This is a genomic window from Chelatococcus daeguensis, assembly GCF_001887265.1.
In the GTDB taxonomy this organism is placed as follows: Bacteria; Pseudomonadota; Alphaproteobacteria; order Rhizobiales; family Beijerinckiaceae; genus Chelatococcus_A; species Chelatococcus_A sambhunathii.
Genome location: NZ_CP018095.1, coordinates 3100748 through 3117423 on the forward strand (window position 1 = coordinate 3100748; position 16676 = coordinate 3117423).

Sequence of the window (16676 nt, forward strand, 5' to 3'; positions counted from 1 at the left end):
GGATAGCGAACCGCAGGCCCGGCCATTTCTCGACCCAGCGCCAGCACAACGCACGACCGTCCAGGTTGAGCGACGTATCGTCTGCAACGGCCCGGTGCACGCCCCTCTCGTCATGGCCTGGCGCGTCCCGGCCATCCACGCCTTTGACGTCGCTGATGTTGGCAAGGGCGTGGATGCCCGCGACGAGCGCGGGCATGATGACCAGGCCAGCCGGCCCTATTCCTTCACCGCGCCGGTCATCGACGAGACGTAGTGCTCGACGAAGAAGGAATAGAGGATGACCACCGGCAGGGAGCCGATGAGCGCCCCGGCCATCAGCGACCCCCATTCATAGACGTCCGAGCGCACCAGCTCCGTCAGCACGCCGACCGGCACCGTCTTGTTCTCCGACGAGGCGATGAAGGTGAGCGCGTAGATGAACTCGTTCCACGACAGCGTAAAGGCGAAGATGCCGGCCGAGATCAAGCCCGGCACCGACAACGGCAGCAACACCTTGACGAGGATCTGCCAGCGCGAGGCGCCGTCGATCAGCGCGCATTCCTCGAGCTCGTAGGGGATGGAGCGGAAATAGCCCATCAGCAGCCACGTGCAGAACGGTACGAGGAAGGTCGGATAGGTGAAGATGAGCGCCAGCTTGCTGTCGTATATGCCGAAGTTGAACACCATCAGGGCCAGCGGAATGAACAGGATCGACGGCGGCACCAGATAGGCGAGGAAGATGGCGAGGCCGACGAAGCGCGAGCCCGTGAAGCGCAGCCGCTCGATGGCATAGGCCGCGAACACCGAGGTGACGAGCGACACGAAGGTCGCCGCCACCGCGACGATCATCGTGTTAACCAGCCAGCCCGGATAGGAGGTCTCGAACAGGAGGTAGCGAATGTGGTCGAGCGTCGGGTCGACCACCCAGAAGGGGCTGTAGTTGTTGTAGTCCGTCAGCTGGGCATTCGGTTTGATGGAGGTGATCGCCATCCAGTAGAACGGGAACAGCAAGACGAAGAGGAAGACGAGAAGGGGCAGGTAGACGGTCACGAGTCGCCGCGGCAGGCGCTCGAGATAGCCCATCCCGCCCTCGTCGCCAACGAGGGCCTCGCGGGGCGCCGTGTGGGTTGGAGCGCTCATCGATGTCTCCCTCAATCGGCCCCGCCCTGCTGCCAGCGGCGGCGTTGCAGGCCGAAATAGCTGAACAGGATGGCGGCAAGCAGGAATGGAATCATGGCGACCGCGATAGCCGCGCCCTCGCCCAGCTGCCCACCGGGAATGGCCCGCTGGAAGCTCAGCGTTGCCATGAGATGTGTCGCATTGAGCGGCCCGCCGCGCGTCAGCACGTAGATGAGCTGGAAGTCGGTGAACGTGAACAGCACCGAGAAGGTCATCACAACGGCGATGATCGGCGTCAGCATGGGCAGCGTGATGTGGCGGAAGCGCTGCCATGATGTTGCCCCGTCCAGCGTCGCCGCCTCGTGCAGCGAAGGCGGAATGGTCTGCAGGCCCGCGAGCAGCGAGATGGCGACGAAGGGAATGCCGCGCCAGACATTGGCTGCGATCACCGAGGCCCGCGCATTCGTCGCGTCGCCAAGGAAGTTGATGTTGGAATCGATCAGGCCGATCTTGATTAGCGCCCAGGAGATGATGGAGAACTGCGCGTCGTAGATCCACCAGAAGGCGATCGCCGACAGCACGGTCGGCACGACCCAAGGCAGCAGCACGATGGCGCGGAAGAAGGCCTTGAACGGCAGGCGCTCGTTGAGAAGCAGGGCAAGCCACAGGCCGAGCCCGAATTTCAGCACCGAGGCGACGGTGGTGTACAGGATGGTGTTGAACACCGACAGCCAGAAGATGTGGTCTTCCCACAAGAGCTGGTAATTCTCCAGCCCGACGAAGATGCCCGAGCGGCCGATGCGCGTGTCTGTGAACCCCAGCCAGACACCGAGGCCGAGGGGATAGGTGAGGAAGACCAGCAGGAACGCGGCCGCTGGCAACAGGAACAGGACGCCGAGGACATTATGGTCGTGCGCAAGCCGCGACAGGCTCCAGCGCGATGAGGGGGCGGCCGGGATCGAATCGGCACTGACGGACATACGCCGCTCTCCGGTTTCACAGTGAACGAGACCGCCACGCGGCCGGGTTTGACGGGCCGCGGCGGCCTTGAGGAGGCGGCGGCGGCGCCGCCGCCTCGTGATCGATCAGACGCGGTAGTAGCGGTTGGCGCGCTGCTCGGCGCGCTTGGCCGCATCTTCCGGCGTGCGCTGGCCGGTCGCTGCCTCGGCGAACATGTCGACGAGCACGTAATCCGCCATGACCGCTGCCGAAGCATAGCCGAGCGGCCCGGCATAACCGTTCGGGCGCAGCGTCTCGGAGGCCTTGGCATAGGGCGCGTGCACCGGATCCGACGTCCACACCGGATTGCTGGCGAAGGCCTTCAAGGTCTGGCAGCAATAGGCGCTCGAGCCCTGGATCCAGTTGTTCATCTGGTCGGCCTCGAACATGAACTGCAGATAGGCCTGCGCCGCCTGCGGGAACTTCGTGTACTTGAAGATCACCGCCGTCGTCGTCTGGTGCAGCTCGACAGACTGGCCAACCGGTCCGATCGGCAGGTTGGTCGTCTTGATGTCCGCCGCCATCTCGGCGAGTTTCGGATCGTTCTTGGCGGCGTAGTAGAGCGACACGCCGTTCGCCGTCACCGAGATCTCGCCCGCGAGGAACGCGCGGTTGTTGTTGACGTCGAGCCAGCTCTCCGTGCCGGGGATGAAGGTCTGGTAGAGCTCGCGGGCATATTTCAGCGCCTCGATCGTCTCCGGGCTGTTGATGACGACTTTGCCGTTCTCGTCGACCATCTTGCCGCCATGGCTCCACAGCAGCCAGTGGGCGTAGTTGTTGCCGTCGCCAACGGCCTTGCCGTGCGGGAAGCCCGCCGGGTGGCCCTTGGCCTTCAGTGCCTTGCAGAGCTCGAGGAAGCCCTTGGTGTCCTTCGGAAACTCGCTGAAGCCAGCTTCCTTAACCCAGCTATCGCGATAGCACAGGGCGTTGCCGATGGTGGCGAGCGGCAGGCCGATAAACCGCCCGTCGCGCTTGGCATAGCCCTCGGGGCCAGCGTACCAGCCGCCGTAGCGCGAGCCGAGGTCGTTGGCAAGGTCGGTCACGTCGAGGAGCTTGTCGGGATACTGGTGCGCGTCGTCGAACCACACCCACATGACATCCGGCCCGGAGCCGACATTGGCCGCGACCGCCGCCTTCGGCCGGATGTCTTCCCAGCTCTCCTTGTCGATGCGCACCTCGACGCCGGTGGCTTCCGTGAATTTCTTGGTATTGGCGAGCCAAGCGTCCTCGTCGCCCTTGACGAAGGGTGACCAGCGCAACACCCGCAATGAGGCGCCCTGCTCGGGCGTGAACTTCATGGCGGACTGGGCACGGGCCGGCACGGAGCCGAGCATGGACATGCCGGCAGCGCCGGCGGCAAGGCCGGCGCTGCCGAGAAGCAGATCGCGTCTCGAAATGGTCATGGGCAATCCTCCGATATGATGGGACGCAACTCATGGGCGCGGTGCGGCCGTCCCTTGGCCATTCTGCATGAAGACACCGCCATGCAGCCGCGGCCGCAAGGCCGCGGCCGAAGCCTTACAGGCGCTGACCCGTCTGCGCGTCGAACAGGTGAACGAGCGCGGGATTGGGCGTGAGCGGGATGGTGTCGCCCGGGCCGACGGTGACGCGCTCGCGGAAGACGCCGACAATGTCCTGCCCGCCGAGTTTGGCGAAGACCTGGGTCTCCGAGCCCGTCGGTTCGACGACGACGACCTCGGCCGGGATGCCGTTCGCCTCGTCAATAACGAAATGCTCTGGCCGGATGCCATAGACGGCCGGACGCCCGTCTGCACCGGCCGGCGCCGTAGCCAGCGGCAGCTCGAGGCCGCCCTCTGTCCTGAAGACCGCCTTGCCGTTAGCCGTGATGCTGCCCTTGATGAAGTTCATGGCCGGCGAGCCGATGAAGCCGGCGACGAACATGTTGGCGGGCCTGTCGTAGAGCTCGAGCGGCGCGCCCATCTGCTCGACGATGCCGTCGTGCATGACAACGATCTTGTCGGCCATGGTCATGGCCTCGATCTGGTCATGCGTGACGTAGACCGTCGTGGTCTTCAGGCGCTGGTGCAGTTCCTTGATCTCGGTGCGCATCTGCACACGCAGCTTGGCATCGAGGTTCGACAGCGGCTCGTCAAAAAGGAAGACCTGCGGGTCGCGTACGATGGCGCGGCCCATGGCGACGCGCTGGCGCTGGCCGCCCGAGAGCTGGCGCGGATAGCGGTCAAGCAGATGGCCGAGGCCGAGGATGTCGGCCGCCTTCTTGACACGGGCCTCGATCTCGCTCTTGGGTGCGTTCCGCAGCTTGAGCGAGAAGGCCATGTTATCCGCCACCGTCATGTGCGGATAGAGCGCGTAGTTCTGGAAAACCATGGCGATGTCCCGCTCCTTCGGCGGCACATCGTTCACGACGCGTTCGCCAATGCGGATTTCGCCGCCGGTCACGTTCTCGAGGCCGGCCACCATCCGCAGCAGGGTCGACTTGCCGCATCCGGAAGGGCCGACGAGAATCACGAACTCGCCGTCCACGATGTCGATCGACACGCCGTGGATGACCTGGGTCGCGCCAAACGCCTTGCGCACGTCTCGAATTTCAACCGATGCCATTTAAGTCGACCGTCCCTGTTCGAGCGGCGCCACCGGCCGCATCACCACTTTCCCCGATGCCTTCCACGGAAGGCATCAGGACACGCGAGATCGTTCGTCAAACGCAATCGCTACGCAAGACGAAAACCCGCTCATCGCGAAAAGCTGAGATGACGCGCACCGGTTGCGCACGCTGTCCCCTCCCCTGGGCCCGCGAAGGCTGTTCCCCCCATCGCCGGTATCCGGCAATTCTTGGCGTGCCGCGTCGGCGGCATCCTTGTTCACCTAACGCTAGCCGCGTCTCAACTTGAATTCAATCGTTTAAACGCTTAAGCCCGACGAAACCGAACGACAGCCAGGGAAACGCGCCCGTGAGCAAGCCCGACATTCTCCTCGTCCGCCCCATCATGCCTCTCATCGAGGATGGACTGACGCAGCACTTCACCTTGCACAAGCTCGCCCAGGTCGCGGACGAGTCAGCCTTCTTCCGCGAGGTAGGCCCGCGCATCCGCGGTGTCGCGGCCGGTGGCGCCGGCAAGGCCGACAGGGCACTGATCGAGAAGCTACCGGCGCTCGAGATCATCGCCAATTTCGGCGTCGGCTATGACGGCATCGACGTGAAGGCGGCAGCCGAGCGTGGCGTCATCGTCACCAACACGCCAGACGTGCTCACGGACGAGGTGGCGGACCTCGCACTCGGTCTGCTTCTCGCCACCGTGCGCCAGATTCCGCAGGTGGACCGTTATCTGCGCGCCGGCAAGTGGCTGGAGAAGCCCTATCCGCTCACCGCCACGCTGCGCGAGCGCAAGGTCGGCATCCTCGGCCTCGGCCGCATCGGCAAGGCCATCGCCGAGCGTTGCGCCGCCTTCGGCCTTGACATCGCCTACCACGGCCGCAGCCGCCAGGCCGACGTGCCCTACCGCTACTACGACAACCTCCTCGCCATGGCACGCGACGTGGACGTGCTGATGGTGGTCGCGCCGGGCGGGGCGGCGACGCATCATATCGTGAACGCCGATGTGCTCACGGCACTCGGCCCGGACGGAATCCTCATCAATGTCGGGCGCGGCAGTGTTGTCGACGAGAAGGCGCTGATCGCCGCTCTGCGCGACCGCAAGATCCTCACCGCCGGCCTCGACGTTTTCGAGGACGAGCCGCGCGTCCCGGCCGAGCTCATCGCCATGGACCACGTGGTGCTGCTGCCCCACGTCGGCTCGGCCTCGGTCTACACGCGCAACGCCATGGGCCGGCTCGTCGTCGACAACCTCGTGTCCTGGTTCGAGGGCAAGGGCCCGAAGACGCCCGTGGCCGAGACGCCCTGGCCGCGGAAGTGACACGCAGCCGAACTCATCAAGCAGCGCAGCCGCCAGAGGGCCCTGTCCCCCTCCCCCCCGCTTGCGGCGGGGAGGGGCTAGGGATGGGGGGCGCCGACGTTCGTCACGAGCATGCCGGCAATCCCCGACCAGCAACGCTCTCTCCCAACTTTCAATCGGCGACCGCCGGCCTGCGGCATCGCCCCGCCCCTCCCCACCGCTTCGTGGGGGAAGGCGCGACCGGGGGCGTTCGAGTCAGACCTTCCTCGCCCGCCACGGGCGCTTGATGCCCCACGGCTGTTCGGTTGAGATAAAATGCCACCGTCTCCCCACGTCTTGGCCGGGCCTATCCCGGCCATCTTCGCCGTTGACGTTACTCAGCCGGCAAAGACGTGGGTGCCGGCGGCCAGCGCGGGCCTGACCACATCGAAGAATGTCAGCTTGCGTGCTCCTTCCCGTCACACCCCCAGTTTGCCACCGAGCTCATCCTCGATATGCACGCGGATGATGTCGTCGAAGGACGCCTCCGCCTTGAAGCCGAGGGAGAGGGCGCGGCTGGCATCGAAGTTGCGCGGCCAGCCAGCGACAATCTTCATGATGCCCGGATCCGGCTCGTGCCTGACCAGCGCCACCCCCTTGTCGCCGGCGATGCGCCGCAGCGCCTCGAGTTGCTCGCCCACGGTCACGGAGAGGCCCGGCATGGTGAGGTTGCGACGCGGCCCCACCTTTTCGCCCTCGATGGTCGCGGCGTGGATGAGGAAGCCGACGGCCGAACGCGGGCTCGCGTGCCAGTGGCGCACGTCCTCGCCCACGGGCAGCACCGCCTCGATACCGGACAGCGGCTCGCGAATGATGTTGGAGAAGAAGCCCGACGCCGCCTTGTTCGGCTTGCCCGGCCTGACGCAGATCGTCGGTAGGCGGATGCCGATGCCGTCGAAGAAGCCACGGCGGGTGTAATCCGCAAGGAGCAGTTCGCCGATCGCCTTCTGCGCGCCGTAGCTCGTCAGCGGCGTGGTGAAGAACTCGTCGCCGATCGCGTCGGGGAAGGGCGCGCCGAACACCGCGATCGAGGAGGTGAAGACGAGGCGCGGCACATAGCCCTCGATCGCGCGCACCGCGTCGAAGAGATAACGCGTGCCGTCGAGATTGATGCGGTAGCCCTTGTCGAAATCCGCCTCCGCCTCGCCGGAGACGATGGCCGCGAGATGGAAGATGACATCCGGTCGCTCGGCCACCAGCTTCTCGGCTTCGCCCGGCTGAGAGAAATCGGAGGCGAGCGTCTTCACGGCGAAAGGCGCACCCGCCGGGACGGGCGGCTCCACGATGTCGTGCAGCGTGGCGCGCGTGATCGTCTTGCCGCCGAGCGCTCCGTCTCGGACCAGCCGTTCCGTGAGCTTGCGGCCGACCATGCCCGCCGCGCCGATGATGAGGATATGCATGACCTGGGGTTCCTTTGCATTGCGGTAGGGACGGAGCCCCTCCCCCTTGCGGGGAGAGTTGGGGTGCGGTCGCGACGCAAGAGCCATGAAGCCCTGCATGCTGCACCACCCCCTCCCTACCCTCGGAGAGGGAACGGGATGCGCTCGCCCCGTTAGACCAATCGTCGTTCAGAGCGCGAAGCCGCCGTCGGCGAGATGGATCTGGCCCGTCGTGAAGGCCGACTCGTCGGAGGCGAGATAGACTGCGAGAGCGGCGATCTCTTCCGGCTTGCCGAGCCGGCCCATCGGCTGGCGGTCGATGAAGGCCTGCCGGACGGCTTCCACGCTCTGGCCGGTCTCGCGCGCCAGGGTCGCGATCCGCTCGTCGAGCGAGGGTGATTCGATGGTGCCGGGGCAGATGGCGTTGGCGCGCACGCCCTTGCGGATGAAGTCGGCCGCCAGCGCCTTGGTGAGGCCGACGACCGCCGCCTTGCTGGCACCATAGACATAGCGGTTGGGGATGCCGCGCACGGAGGAGGCACCCGAGGCGATGTTGACGATGGAACCGGCGCCCTTCTCCAGCATACCGGGCAGGAATGCGCGCACCGTGCGATGCATCGACTTCACGTTGAGGTCGAAGGAAAAATCCCAGTCCTCTTCCGAGCATTCCAACACCGAGCCGTGGTGGACATAGCCGGCCGCGTTGAGCAGCACGTCCACCGGGCCGACGGCGCGCGCCAGCGCCTCGACGGCAACGGTCGAGCGCACATCGAGTTTGCTGCAGCGCGCGCCCGCAAGACCGGCGAGCTTGGTCTCGTCGAGATCGGTCGCGACGACTTGGGCTCCTTCGCGCAGGAAGGCCTCGGCGCAGGCCCGGCCGATGCCCTGCCCTGCCGCCGTCACGACACATGTCTTGCCCGATAGGCGTCCAGCCACTTGCGTTACTCCCTAGATTGTCGCTTGAGATTTCTTCTGAAAAGCGGCGAGCGGGACGCGCTGGCGCTCCGCCGCGTCGAAATTGTCGGGCGACAGCCAGCCCTCGAAGGCCGCCTTGCGCGCCGGCCACTCTCTGTCGAGCATCGCGAACCAGGCGGTATCGCGGTTCTTTCCCTTGACGATCATGTGCTGGCGGAAGATGCCCTCGAAGGTGAAGCCGAAGCGCTCGGCTGCCCGACGCGAGGCGGCATTGGCCGCGTTGCACTTCCACTCGAAGCGGCGGTAGCCGAGATCGTCGAAGGCATGCTTCGCAAGAAGATAGATCGCCTCCGTCGCCGCAGGGGTGCGCTGCAGCGCCGGCGAGAAGACGATGTTACCGACCTCGACGACCCCGTGGGCGGGGCGGATCTCCATCAGCGTCGCGAGTCCCACGGCCCGTCCCGTGCCGCGGTCGATCACGGTGAAATAGAACGGGTCGCTCAGCTCCGCCCGCCCCTCGAGCCAGAGGCCGAAAGCCTCCGCATCGGCGAAGGGGCCGTAGGCCATGTAGTCCCAGAGGCTGTCGTGGCCGGCGACGGCCGCCCACAGGTCGGCCGCATGCCGCCGCGCGTCAAGCGGCGCGAGAACGACCGTGCGCCCCTCGTGCTCTCGCCGCGGCGGCAGGCCGCGCGCCGGGCCGATGACCGGAGCGTTCATCGCGTCGGCCTCCGCCCGTGCGCCAGGTCGTCGCGAAAGAAGCCGTTGATCTCGTCGAAGGGCACGGCCTCGGCGAGCGCGTCGAAGCGCCCGGTCGCCGCGACACTGCGCGCCGCCTGCATGAAGGCGCCCCAGGCAACCCGGCACAAGGCCGAGCCGCCGCTGAGGCGCTTGACGCCGAGGGCCGAAAAATCGTCGACGCCCATGGTCGTGCCGGCGGGAATGAGCACGTTGACGGGCTTGGGCGCCACGGCTTCCACGATGGCGCGGATCTGCTCGGGCGTCCTGCAGCCCGGCGCATAGAGGCAATCGGCCCCGGCCTCGGCATAAGCCACGAGCCGGCGGATGGATTCGTCGAGCGGCGCCGCATGGCCGACGAGCCAGCACTCCGCCCGCGCCGTCAACACGACGCCCTTGCCGGCCTCGTCGATGGCCGCACGCGCCGCCGCGATCCGTTCCTGCGCGAGGCTGAGGTCATAGAGTGGACGCGACGGCTCTCCCGTCGCGTCCTCGATGGAGAGGCCCGCGACGCCGGTGTCGACGCACAGCCGCACATTCTTGGCGACGTCGCCCGGCTCGTGCGCATAGCCCGATTCGAAATCGGCGTTCACCGGCACGTCCACGGCTTCGACGATCTCGCGGATATGAGCCAGCATCGCATCGCGCGGCACGGCCCAGTCGGTGTCCGGGAAGCCCTGCGAGAAGGCGACGCCCGCGCTCGTCGTCGCGAGCGCCTTGAAGCCGAGGCTCTGCAAGAAGCGTGCGGTGCCCACGTCCCACGGGTTCGGCATGACGAAGGTGCCGCCGGCCTCGTGCAGCCGGCGGAATGCGTGGCGGCGGTCGTGGATGGAGCTCACTGGTCTCTCCGTCGGGAAAGGCGAGCCGTGTGAACGACGTCAATGGTTGTCGCGCGGCACCCCGAAGGTCTGGGAGACCTTTTGATATTTCACCGCCGGTTTCAGCACCATGCCCTCCGAGAGCTGATCGACCATGGCGCGCTGGATCTCCTGCCAGGGCGTCTGGCTGGCGGGATAGGGATAGCCGCCGTTCTTCTCGAGCTCCGCCCGGCGGGCGGCAAGCTCTTCGCCGGAGATGAGGATGTCGGCTGTGCCCTTGCGCAGGTCGACGCGCACCCGGTCGTTGGTCCTGAGCAGTGCCAGGCCGCCACCCGCCGCCGCTTCCGGCGAGGCGTTGAGGATCGACGGGGAGCCCGACGTGCCGGACTGACGCCCGTCGCCGATGCAGGGCAGCGAGGTGATGCCCTTCTTGAGGAGATAATCCGGCGCCTGCATGTTGACGACCTCAGCCGCCCCGGGATAGCCGATGGGCCCGGCGCCGCGCATGAAGAGCATGCAATGCTCGTCGATGCCGAGAGCCGGATCGTCGATGCGCCTGTGGTAATCCTCCGGCCCGTCGAAGACGATGGCCCGCCCTTCGAAGGCGTCGGGGTCGCTCGGATTCGACAGGTAGCGGTCGCGGAACTCCTTCGAGATCACGCTCGTCTTCATGATCGCCGAATCGAACAGGTTGCCCTTCAGCACGATGAAGCCGGCATCCTGCATCAGCGGGTTGTCGAAGCTGCGGATGACGTCGCGGTCCTCCGCCTCGCGCCCACGGCAGTTCTCGCCGATGGTCCTGCCGTTCACCGTGAGCGCGCTCTCGTGGATAAGACCATGCTTCATCAGTTCGTTGACCACCGCCGGCACGCCGCCGGCACGGTGATATTCCTCGCCGAGATATTTGCCGGCCGGCTGCAGGTCGACGATCAGCGGCACCTTGTGCCCCACCGTCTCCCAGTCCTCCACGCTCAGCGGCACACCAATGTGCTTGGCGATAGCATTGATGTGGATCGGCGCATTGGTCGAGCCGCCGATGGCCGAATTGACCACGATGGCGTTCTCGAAGGCCTCGCGCGTCAGGATGTCGGAGGGCTTCAGGTCTTCCCATACCATCTCGACGATGCGCTTGCCGGTCTCGTAGGCAATCTGCCCGCGCTCGCGGTAGGGTGCCGGGATCGCGGCACAGCCCGGCAGGCTCATGCCGAGCGCCTCGGCCAGCGAGTTCATGGTCGAGGCCGTGCCCATGGTGTTGCAGTGCCCGACGGACGGCGCCGAGGAGGCCACGAGCTCGATGAACTTCTCGTAGTCGATCTTGCCCTCGGCAAGCAGCTCGCGCGCCTTCCACACCACGGTGCCGGAGCCCGTGCGCTCGCCGCGGAACCAGCCGTTGAGCATCGGCCCGCCGGAGAGCACGATGGCGGGGATGTTCACCGTCGCCGCCGCCATGATGCAGGCCGGCGTCGTCTTGTCGCAGCCCGTCGTCAGCACCACGCCGTCGAGCGGATAGCCGTAGAGCACTTCGACGAGGCCGAGATAGGCGAGGTTGCGGTCGAGCGAGGCGGTCGGACGCTTGCCCGTCTCCTGGATGGGATGGACGGGGAATTCCATCACCACGCCGCCGGCCGCACGGATACCCTCGCGCACCCGGTGCGCCAGATCGAGATGGTGGCGGTTGCAGGGCGAGAGGTCCGAGCCCGTCTGGGCGATGCCGATGATGGGCTTGCCCGACTGCAGTTCCTCGCGCGTCAGGCCGTAGTTGAGGTAGCGCTCGAGATAGAGCGCCGTCATGCCCGGATTGTCGGGATTGTCGAACCACAGGCGCGAGCGCAGCTGCGATTTGTCCCGGGATTGCGCAGTCATGTGGCGTTGTCCTTCCCGTCTCACGCCTTTTTGGCAAGGCGCTATAAAACCGATTTAGCCGTTTGATTTCCCTGCCAGCATCGCCCTAAATGCAGCGGAAAATCAATCGCTGAACGGATGCGCTGGAGGCAGGGCTCGGTTGCCTCACGCTGGCAACAGGCGGGGGACGCGAGGGGTGGGGAGCGATCGGAGGGGGCGCAGCGGCCGAACCATGCGGCTGTTCGCGGCGGTGTTCGCCGTCGCCGTGCTGGCCTGCGCCGGTCCGGTCCTGGCGGCCTGTCCCGAGCGGCCGGCGTGCCGCGGCTGCGGCTGCAAGGGCGGCCCCGGCTACCGCGGCCCGGACGGCCGCTGCGTCGGCTTTCGCGACCTCGCGAAGGTCTGCGGACCGCAACCGGAGCGCCGATGCACTTTCGAGAACGCCCCGGGCACGGGCGCCAACCGCGCCTGCGCCCTCGGCAAGCAGATGAACAACCGGGACATCAACGGAAGATCTAGGGAGTGAGAATGCTCAGGATCGTCGACGCCTTCGGGCGTATAGGAGAGGAAAACGCCTTCGCCGTGCTGGCCCGCGCCACCGCGCTCGCCGCCGAGGGGCGCGACATCATCAACCTCGGCATCGGCCAGCCGGATTTCCCGACCCCGCCCCACATCGTCGAGGCGGCCGTCAAGGCCCTGCGCGACGGCCACCACGGCTATACGCCGGCCACCGGCATCCTGCCGCTGCGCGAGGGCGTCGCCGCCGACATCCACCGCCGCCTCGGCGTCTCCGTCTCGCCCGACGAGGTGCTGATCGTACCCGGCGGCAAGGTCACCATGTTCATGGCGATCCTCATGTTCGGCGAGCCGGGGGCCGAGATCCTCTATCCCGATCCCGGCTTTCCCATCTACCGCTCGATGATCGAGTTCACCGGGGCGACGCCCGTTCCGGTGCCGATCCGCGAGGAGAACGGCTTTGCCTTCTCCGCCGAGGAGACCCTGTCGCTGATCACGCCGCGGACGCGCCTCCTCATCCTCAATTCCCCCGCCAACCCCACCGGCGGCGTCACGCCCAAGGCCGAGATCGACCGGCTCGTCGCCGGCCTTGCCGACCACCCGGACGTCGCCGTGATGTCGGACGAGATCTACGGCCAGATGACCTATGACGGCAAGAGCCATGTGTCGCTGCTCGCCTATCCCGAGATCCGCGACCGCCTGATCCTGCTTGACGGCTGGTCGAAGACCTATGCCATGACCGGCTGGCGCATGGGCTTCTCGGTCTGGCCGAAGCCGCTCTACGAGGCGGCGCGCAAGCTCGCGGTCAATTCCTATTCCTGCGTCAATGCCGCCGCGCAATGGGCGGGACTCGCCGCCCTCACCGGGCCGCAGGATTGCGTGGGAGAGATGGTGGCCGAGTTCGACCGGCGGCGGAAGGTCGTCGTCGAGGGCCTCAACAAGCTGCCGAACGTCTCCTGCGCCACGCCGAAGGGCGCGTTCTATGCCTTCCCGAACGTCTCGCGCACGGGCTGGAAGGCGAAGGCGCTCGCCTCAGCCCTTCTCGAGGAGGCGGGCGTCGCCGTCATCGGCGGGCCGGACTTCGGCGTCCATGGCGAGGGTTTCATCCGCCTGTCCTATGCCAACTCGACCGAGAACATCTTGAAGGCGCTCGAGCGCATGGGCGCCTTCCTCGCCTCGCGCAAGGCGTGACGAGCCTGCCTCGCTCAACGGCAGAGCGTAGCCTCCCCGCCCGTCATGGCCGGGCTCGTCCCGGCCATCCACGCCTTTCAGCCTTGCGCGAGCACGGACGGCGTGGATGCCCGCGACAAGCGCGGGCATGACGGTGGAGACGGCTGCGCAGATGGAACGGGAAGAGCGTGGCACAACCTCCCCGTTCGTCATGGCCGGGCTCGTCCCGGCCATCCACGCCTTTCACCCCTGCGCGAACGTCACGGCGTGGATGCCCGCGACGAGCGGGCACAACGGTGGAGACGGCTGCGCAAAGGGAGCGGGAAGAGCGTGGCGCAACTTCCCCGTTCGTCATGGCCGGGCTCGTCCCGGCCATCCACGCCTTTCAGCCTTGCGCGAGCACGGACGGCGTGGATGCCCGCGACAAGCGCGGGCATGACGGCCGAGACAGTTACGCAGATGGAACAGGAGGAATGAGGCAGAACCTCTCCGCCCGTCATGGCCGGGCTTGTCCCGGCCATCCACGCCCTTCAATCCCGGGCGAGCGTCACGCCGTCATCCCCTCGACGAGCGCGTCGGCGCCCCATGTTCTGCCCGCGGCTTACGCCTTCGCCGCCGTCGCCGCGGCGTCGATATGGGCGATGAGCGCCTTGTCGAGGCCGAGCGCGTCGCCGAGCTGGGTCAGGAACGTCTTTTCCTCGAAGGTGTCCGGCTCGATCGTGAGGCGCGCCGCCGTGTAGATCTCGCTCGCCAGTTCCGGCGTCCGCGCGGCGGCAGCGAGCGTCGTGATCGGGGCGGGATTGGCGAATTCGTTGTCGAGGAACTGCGTCGCCTCGATGTCGAAGCCCGCCTGCTTCAGCCCGCCGATGATGCGGCCGCGCTCGACCGTATCGACGTGCCCGTCCGCAGCCGCCGCGGCGATCATCGCCCTCAGCAGCACGAGCGCCGTGTCCTGCGAGGCGCCCTCGACGCTGAAGGGCGACTGCGACGGCGGCGGCAGCATCTGCACTCCGCCGTTTTGCGCACCGGCCGAGGCGGCCGGCTGCTGCCCGGCCTTCCAGTTGCGGTAGGCGGTATAGGCGAGGCCACCGATCAGTGCGAGGCCGCCGATCTTCGCGGCCGAGCCGGCGAGCTTGCGGCCGGATTTCGAGCCCATCAGCAGGCCCGCGAGGCCGCCGATGACGGCGCTCGCCGCCATGTTGCCCTGCGGCGTGTTGAGATAGCCCATCGCCTTCTCGGCGATGTTGCCGTCCACCCCTGGTGCTCCGGGGCGTCCGGCTGCGCCTGCACCGCCCGTGAACTGCCCGAGCACTTCGTTCAGCATGCTACCGAGGCCGGCATCCCCCTGCCTGGCGGTATTGCCGCCGGCAGCCGCCGAACCGACCAGCGCGTCGAGAAGCTTCTTGGCGTCGAACATCCCTCTCTCCCTGTTGCGGGCGCTGCTCGCCGCCCTCTCCTTCCGGCAGGTAGGATCGCCGGGCGGCTATTGCCAGATGGAGCCCTGCTTCGCCCGGCCGCAAATCGCACCGGCCAGCCTTCCGCCCCACCTCAGGCGGGCAGGCCGGGCAGCGGCAGTCCGGCCGCCTCCTTCAACGTCTCGAGCACGATTTCCGAACGCACCCGGGCAACGCTCGGGTCCGGCAGGAGGACATCGTTGATGACGAGCGACAGTTCGCCGAGATCCGCAACGGCGAGCTTGAGGAGATAGTCGGCCTCGCCGGTCAGGGCGTGGCCCTCGAGCACGCTCGGCGTGCGCCGCACGAGATCCCGGAAGCGCCGGGCATTGTCGCGCGAATGGGTGTTGAGCGTCACATGGACGAAGACCGTGACGCCGAGGCCCAGCCTGCGCCCGTCGAGATCGACCCGGTAGCCGCGGATGATCCCGGCCTCCTCCAGCTTCTGGCGCCGCCGCGATACCTGCGAGGCCGACAGGCCGACGCGCTCGGCAAGCCCTGCATTGGTCAGCGAGGCATCGCCCTGCAACGCGTGGAGGAGACGCCAGTCAAACCCGTCGAGCGCGATCGCTTCCTGCATCCATCCTCCGTTTCATGCACCAAACTAGCATCATTGCCGACCTAGATGCCGCCGTTTGCAAGCACCTTGCGCCGATCATGCGTCATTCTGTCTTCCATAGCCAGAGAGGAGACAACAGCATGGGACCCTTCCCGCATGACGCCGGACCGGCCGTCATCGATGCTTCCAATCCCATGGGCACCGACGGCTTCGCCTTCGTCGAGTTTGCCCATCCCGAGCCTGAGAGGCTCGCCGATCTCTTCAAGAAGATGGGCTTTGCCCCTGTCGCCCGGCACAAGAGCCGGGCGGTGACGCTATGGCGCCAGGGCGACGTCTGCTATCTCGCCAATGACGAACCGGCGAGCTATGCTGCGGCCTTCAAAGCCGAGCACGGCCCCTGCGCTGTCGGCATGGGCTGGCGCATGGTCGATCCCGCCTTTGCACGCGACCGCGCGCTCTCGCTCAATGCCAAGCCCGTACGCGAGGACCGCGGACCGCTCGCGCTCGATGCACCGGCGATCGAAGGCATCGGCGGCTCGGTCATCTATTTCGTCTCCAACAAGGGCGACGACTGGATGGCCGATTTCGAGCGGTTGCCAAGTTCCGAAAAGAAGCCCGCGGGCGTCGGGCTCTATTACATCGACCATCTCACCCACAACGTGCACCGCGGGCGCATGGACGTGTGGGCCGGCTTCTACGAGAAGCTGTTCAACTTCAAGGAGATCCGCTTCTTCAACATCGAGGGCAAGCTGACCGGCCTCATCAGCCGCGCCATCACCAGCCCCTGCGGCAAGATCCGGATCCCGATCAACGAATCCGTCGACGACAAGAGCCAGATCGAGGAATATCTCAAGGATTACAAGGGCGAGGGCATCCAGCACATCGCCTGCGGCTGCCGTGACATCTACGAGAGCGTCGAGCGCCTCAAGGCAAACGGCCTGCCCTTCATGCCCGCTCCGCCACCGACCTATTACGAGAAGGTGGACGCGCGCGTGCCCGGCCACGGCGAGGACGTGGAGCGGCTGAAGAAGGACGGCATCCTCATCGACGGGGAGGGCGCCGTGAAGGTCGGCGCGCGCGGCGGCACCATGACGCGCGTGCTCCTGCAGATCTTCTCCGGCACGGTGCTCGGGCCGATCTTCTTCGAGTTCATCGAGCGCAAGGGCGACGAAGGCTTCGGCGAGGGCAACTTCCGCGCCCTCTTCGAATCCATCGAGGAAGACCAGATCCGCCGCGGCGTGCTGAAGGTGCCGGACGCGGCGGAATAATATCGAAAACCA

15 protein-coding genes are annotated in these 16676 nt (G+C 66.7%); 4 read left to right on the forward strand and 11 right to left on the reverse strand.

Annotation, left to right across the window (positions count from 1 at the left end):
• Positions 1-216: 216 nt before the first annotated feature.
• The 4 genes from BOQ54_RS14745 to BOQ54_RS14760 form a co-directional block, all read right to left on the reverse strand.
• Positions 217-1119 (reverse strand): carbohydrate ABC transporter permease, encoded by a 903-nt coding sequence (locus tag BOQ54_RS14745; RefSeq protein WP_055457788.1) that lies wholly within the window; start codon positions 1117-1119, stop codon positions 217-219.
• An 11-nt stretch (positions 1120-1130) separates the two neighbouring features.
• On the reverse strand, positions 1131-2078 hold the full coding sequence (locus tag BOQ54_RS14750; RefSeq protein WP_055457789.1) for a carbohydrate ABC transporter permease: 948 nt from the start codon (positions 2076-2078) through the stop codon (positions 1131-1133).
• Positions 2079-2183: 105 nt separating this feature from the next.
• The gene (locus BOQ54_RS14755; protein ID WP_055457790.1) at positions 2184-3500 is read right to left on the reverse strand and encodes an ABC transporter substrate-binding protein; all 1317 of its coding nucleotides are present in this window, start codon (positions 3498-3500) and stop codon (positions 2184-2186) included.
• Between the two features lie 115 nt (positions 3501-3615).
• Complete coding sequence (locus BOQ54_RS14760) at positions 3616-4680, reverse strand: ABC transporter ATP-binding protein (RefSeq protein WP_055457791.1); 1065 nt, start codon at positions 4678-4680, stop codon at positions 3616-3618.
• Between the two features lie 350 nt (positions 4681-5030).
• Between BOQ54_RS14760 and BOQ54_RS14765 the strand changes: the two genes are divergently transcribed.
• Complete coding sequence (locus BOQ54_RS14765; RefSeq protein ID WP_186437991.1) at positions 5031-5993, forward strand: 2-hydroxyacid dehydrogenase; 963 nt, start codon at positions 5031-5033, stop codon at positions 5991-5993.
• 437 nt (positions 5994-6430) lie between these two features.
• On the opposite strand, the gene denD is transcribed toward BOQ54_RS14765, so the two are convergent.
• The 5 genes from denD to BOQ54_RS14790 all read right to left on the reverse strand — a co-directional run bounded on the left by denD (position 6431) and on the right by BOQ54_RS14790 (position 11721).
• Complete coding sequence (gene denD / locus BOQ54_RS14770) at positions 6431-7411, reverse strand: D-erythronate dehydrogenase (protein ID WP_071924173.1); 981 nt, start codon at positions 7409-7411, stop codon at positions 6431-6433.
• A gap of 168 nt (positions 7412-7579) precedes the next feature.
• Complete coding sequence (locus tag BOQ54_RS14775) at positions 7580-8326, reverse strand: SDR family oxidoreductase (RefSeq protein WP_071924174.1); 747 nt, start codon at positions 8324-8326, stop codon at positions 7580-7582.
• A 12-nt stretch (positions 8327-8338) separates the two neighbouring features.
• Positions 8339-9022, reverse strand: a complete 684-nt coding sequence (locus tag BOQ54_RS14780) for a GNAT family N-acetyltransferase (protein WP_071924175.1) — start codon at positions 9020-9022, stop codon at positions 8339-8341.
• The gene (locus BOQ54_RS14785; RefSeq protein ID WP_063187004.1) at positions 9019-9879 is read right to left on the reverse strand and encodes an isocitrate lyase/PEP mutase family protein; all 861 of its coding nucleotides are present in this window, start codon (positions 9877-9879) and stop codon (positions 9019-9021) included. Before BOQ54_RS14785 ends, BOQ54_RS14780 begins: the two co-directional genes overlap by 4 nt.
• 39 nt (positions 9880-9918) lie before the next feature.
• The gene (locus tag BOQ54_RS14790; protein WP_071924176.1) at positions 9919-11721 is read right to left on the reverse strand and encodes an IlvD/Edd family dehydratase; all 1803 of its coding nucleotides are present in this window, start codon (positions 11719-11721) and stop codon (positions 9919-9921) included.
• A gap of 211 nt (positions 11722-11932) precedes the next feature.
• Between BOQ54_RS14790 and BOQ54_RS14795 the strand changes: the two genes are divergently transcribed.
• Positions 11933-12223 (forward strand): hypothetical protein, encoded by a 291-nt coding sequence (locus BOQ54_RS14795; protein ID WP_071924177.1) that lies wholly within the window; start codon positions 11933-11935, stop codon positions 12221-12223.
• 2 nt (positions 12224-12225) lie between these two features.
• On the forward strand, positions 12226-13404 hold the full coding sequence (locus BOQ54_RS14800) for a pyridoxal phosphate-dependent aminotransferase (RefSeq protein ID WP_071924178.1): 1179 nt from the start codon (positions 12226-12228) through the stop codon (positions 13402-13404).
• Between the two features lie 580 nt (positions 13405-13984).
• Here BOQ54_RS14800 and BOQ54_RS14805 read toward each other — a convergent pair.
• Together BOQ54_RS14805 and BOQ54_RS14810 are read right to left on the reverse strand one after the other, a co-directional pair.
• Positions 13985-14800: a tellurite resistance TerB family protein gene (locus BOQ54_RS14805; protein WP_063187012.1), complete on the reverse strand. Its 816-nt coding sequence runs from the start codon at positions 14798-14800 to the stop codon at positions 13985-13987.
• A 131-nt stretch (positions 14801-14931) separates the two neighbouring features.
• A complete protein-coding gene (locus BOQ54_RS14810; protein ID WP_063187013.1) occupies positions 14932-15417 on the reverse strand; it encodes an Lrp/AsnC family transcriptional regulator in 486 nt (161 codons plus the stop codon).
• 119 nt (positions 15418-15536) lie between these two features.
• Here BOQ54_RS14810 and hppD point away from each other — a divergent pair, with 119 nt between their 5' ends.
• Positions 15537-16664 (forward strand): 4-hydroxyphenylpyruvate dioxygenase, encoded by a 1128-nt coding sequence (gene hppD, locus BOQ54_RS14815; RefSeq protein ID WP_063187015.1) that lies wholly within the window; start codon positions 15537-15539, stop codon positions 16662-16664.
• Positions 16665-16676 lie beyond the last annotated feature (12 nt).

What these genes read in the sequence shown, in the direction of transcription:
- BOQ54_RS14745 (WP_055457788.1), bottom strand. Translation starts at nt 1,119, where the DNA reads ATGAGCGCTCCAACCCACACGGCGCCCCGCGAGGCCCTCGTTGGCGAC.
- BOQ54_RS14750 (WP_055457789.1), bottom strand. Translation starts at nt 2,078, where the DNA reads ATGTCCGTCAGTGCCGATTCGATCCCGGCCGCCCCCTCATCGCGCTGG.
- BOQ54_RS14755 (WP_055457790.1), bottom strand. Translation starts at nt 3,500, where the DNA reads ATGACCATTTCGAGACGCGATCTGCTTCTCGGCAGCGCCGGCCTTGCC.
- BOQ54_RS14760 (WP_055457791.1), bottom strand. Translation starts at nt 4,680, where the DNA reads ATGGCATCGGTTGAAATTCGAGACGTGCGCAAGGCGTTTGGCGCGACC.
- denD (WP_071924173.1), bottom strand. Translation starts at nt 7,411, where the DNA reads ATGCATATCCTCATCATCGGCGCGGCGGGCATGGTCGGCCGCAAGCTC.
- BOQ54_RS14780 (WP_071924175.1), bottom strand. Translation starts at nt 9,022, where the DNA reads ATGAACGCTCCGGTCATCGGCCCGGCGCGCGGCCTGCCGCCGCGGCGA.
- BOQ54_RS14790 (WP_071924176.1), bottom strand. Translation starts at nt 11,721, where the DNA reads ATGACTGCGCAATCCCGGGACAAATCGCAGCTGCGCTCGCGCCTGTGG.
- BOQ54_RS14795 (WP_071924177.1), top strand. Translation starts at nt 11,933, where the DNA reads ATGCGGCTGTTCGCGGCGGTGTTCGCCGTCGCCGTGCTGGCCTGCGCC.
- BOQ54_RS14800 (WP_071924178.1), top strand. Translation starts at nt 12,226, where the DNA reads ATGCTCAGGATCGTCGACGCCTTCGGGCGTATAGGAGAGGAAAACGCC.
- BOQ54_RS14805 (WP_063187012.1), bottom strand. Translation starts at nt 14,800, where the DNA reads ATGTTCGACGCCAAGAAGCTTCTCGACGCGCTGGTCGGTTCGGCGGCT.
- BOQ54_RS14810 (WP_063187013.1), bottom strand. Translation starts at nt 15,417, where the DNA reads ATGCAGGAAGCGATCGCGCTCGACGGGTTTGACTGGCGTCTCCTCCAC.
- hppD (WP_063187015.1), top strand. Translation starts at nt 15,537, where the DNA reads ATGGGACCCTTCCCGCATGACGCCGGACCGGCCGTCATCGATGCTTCC.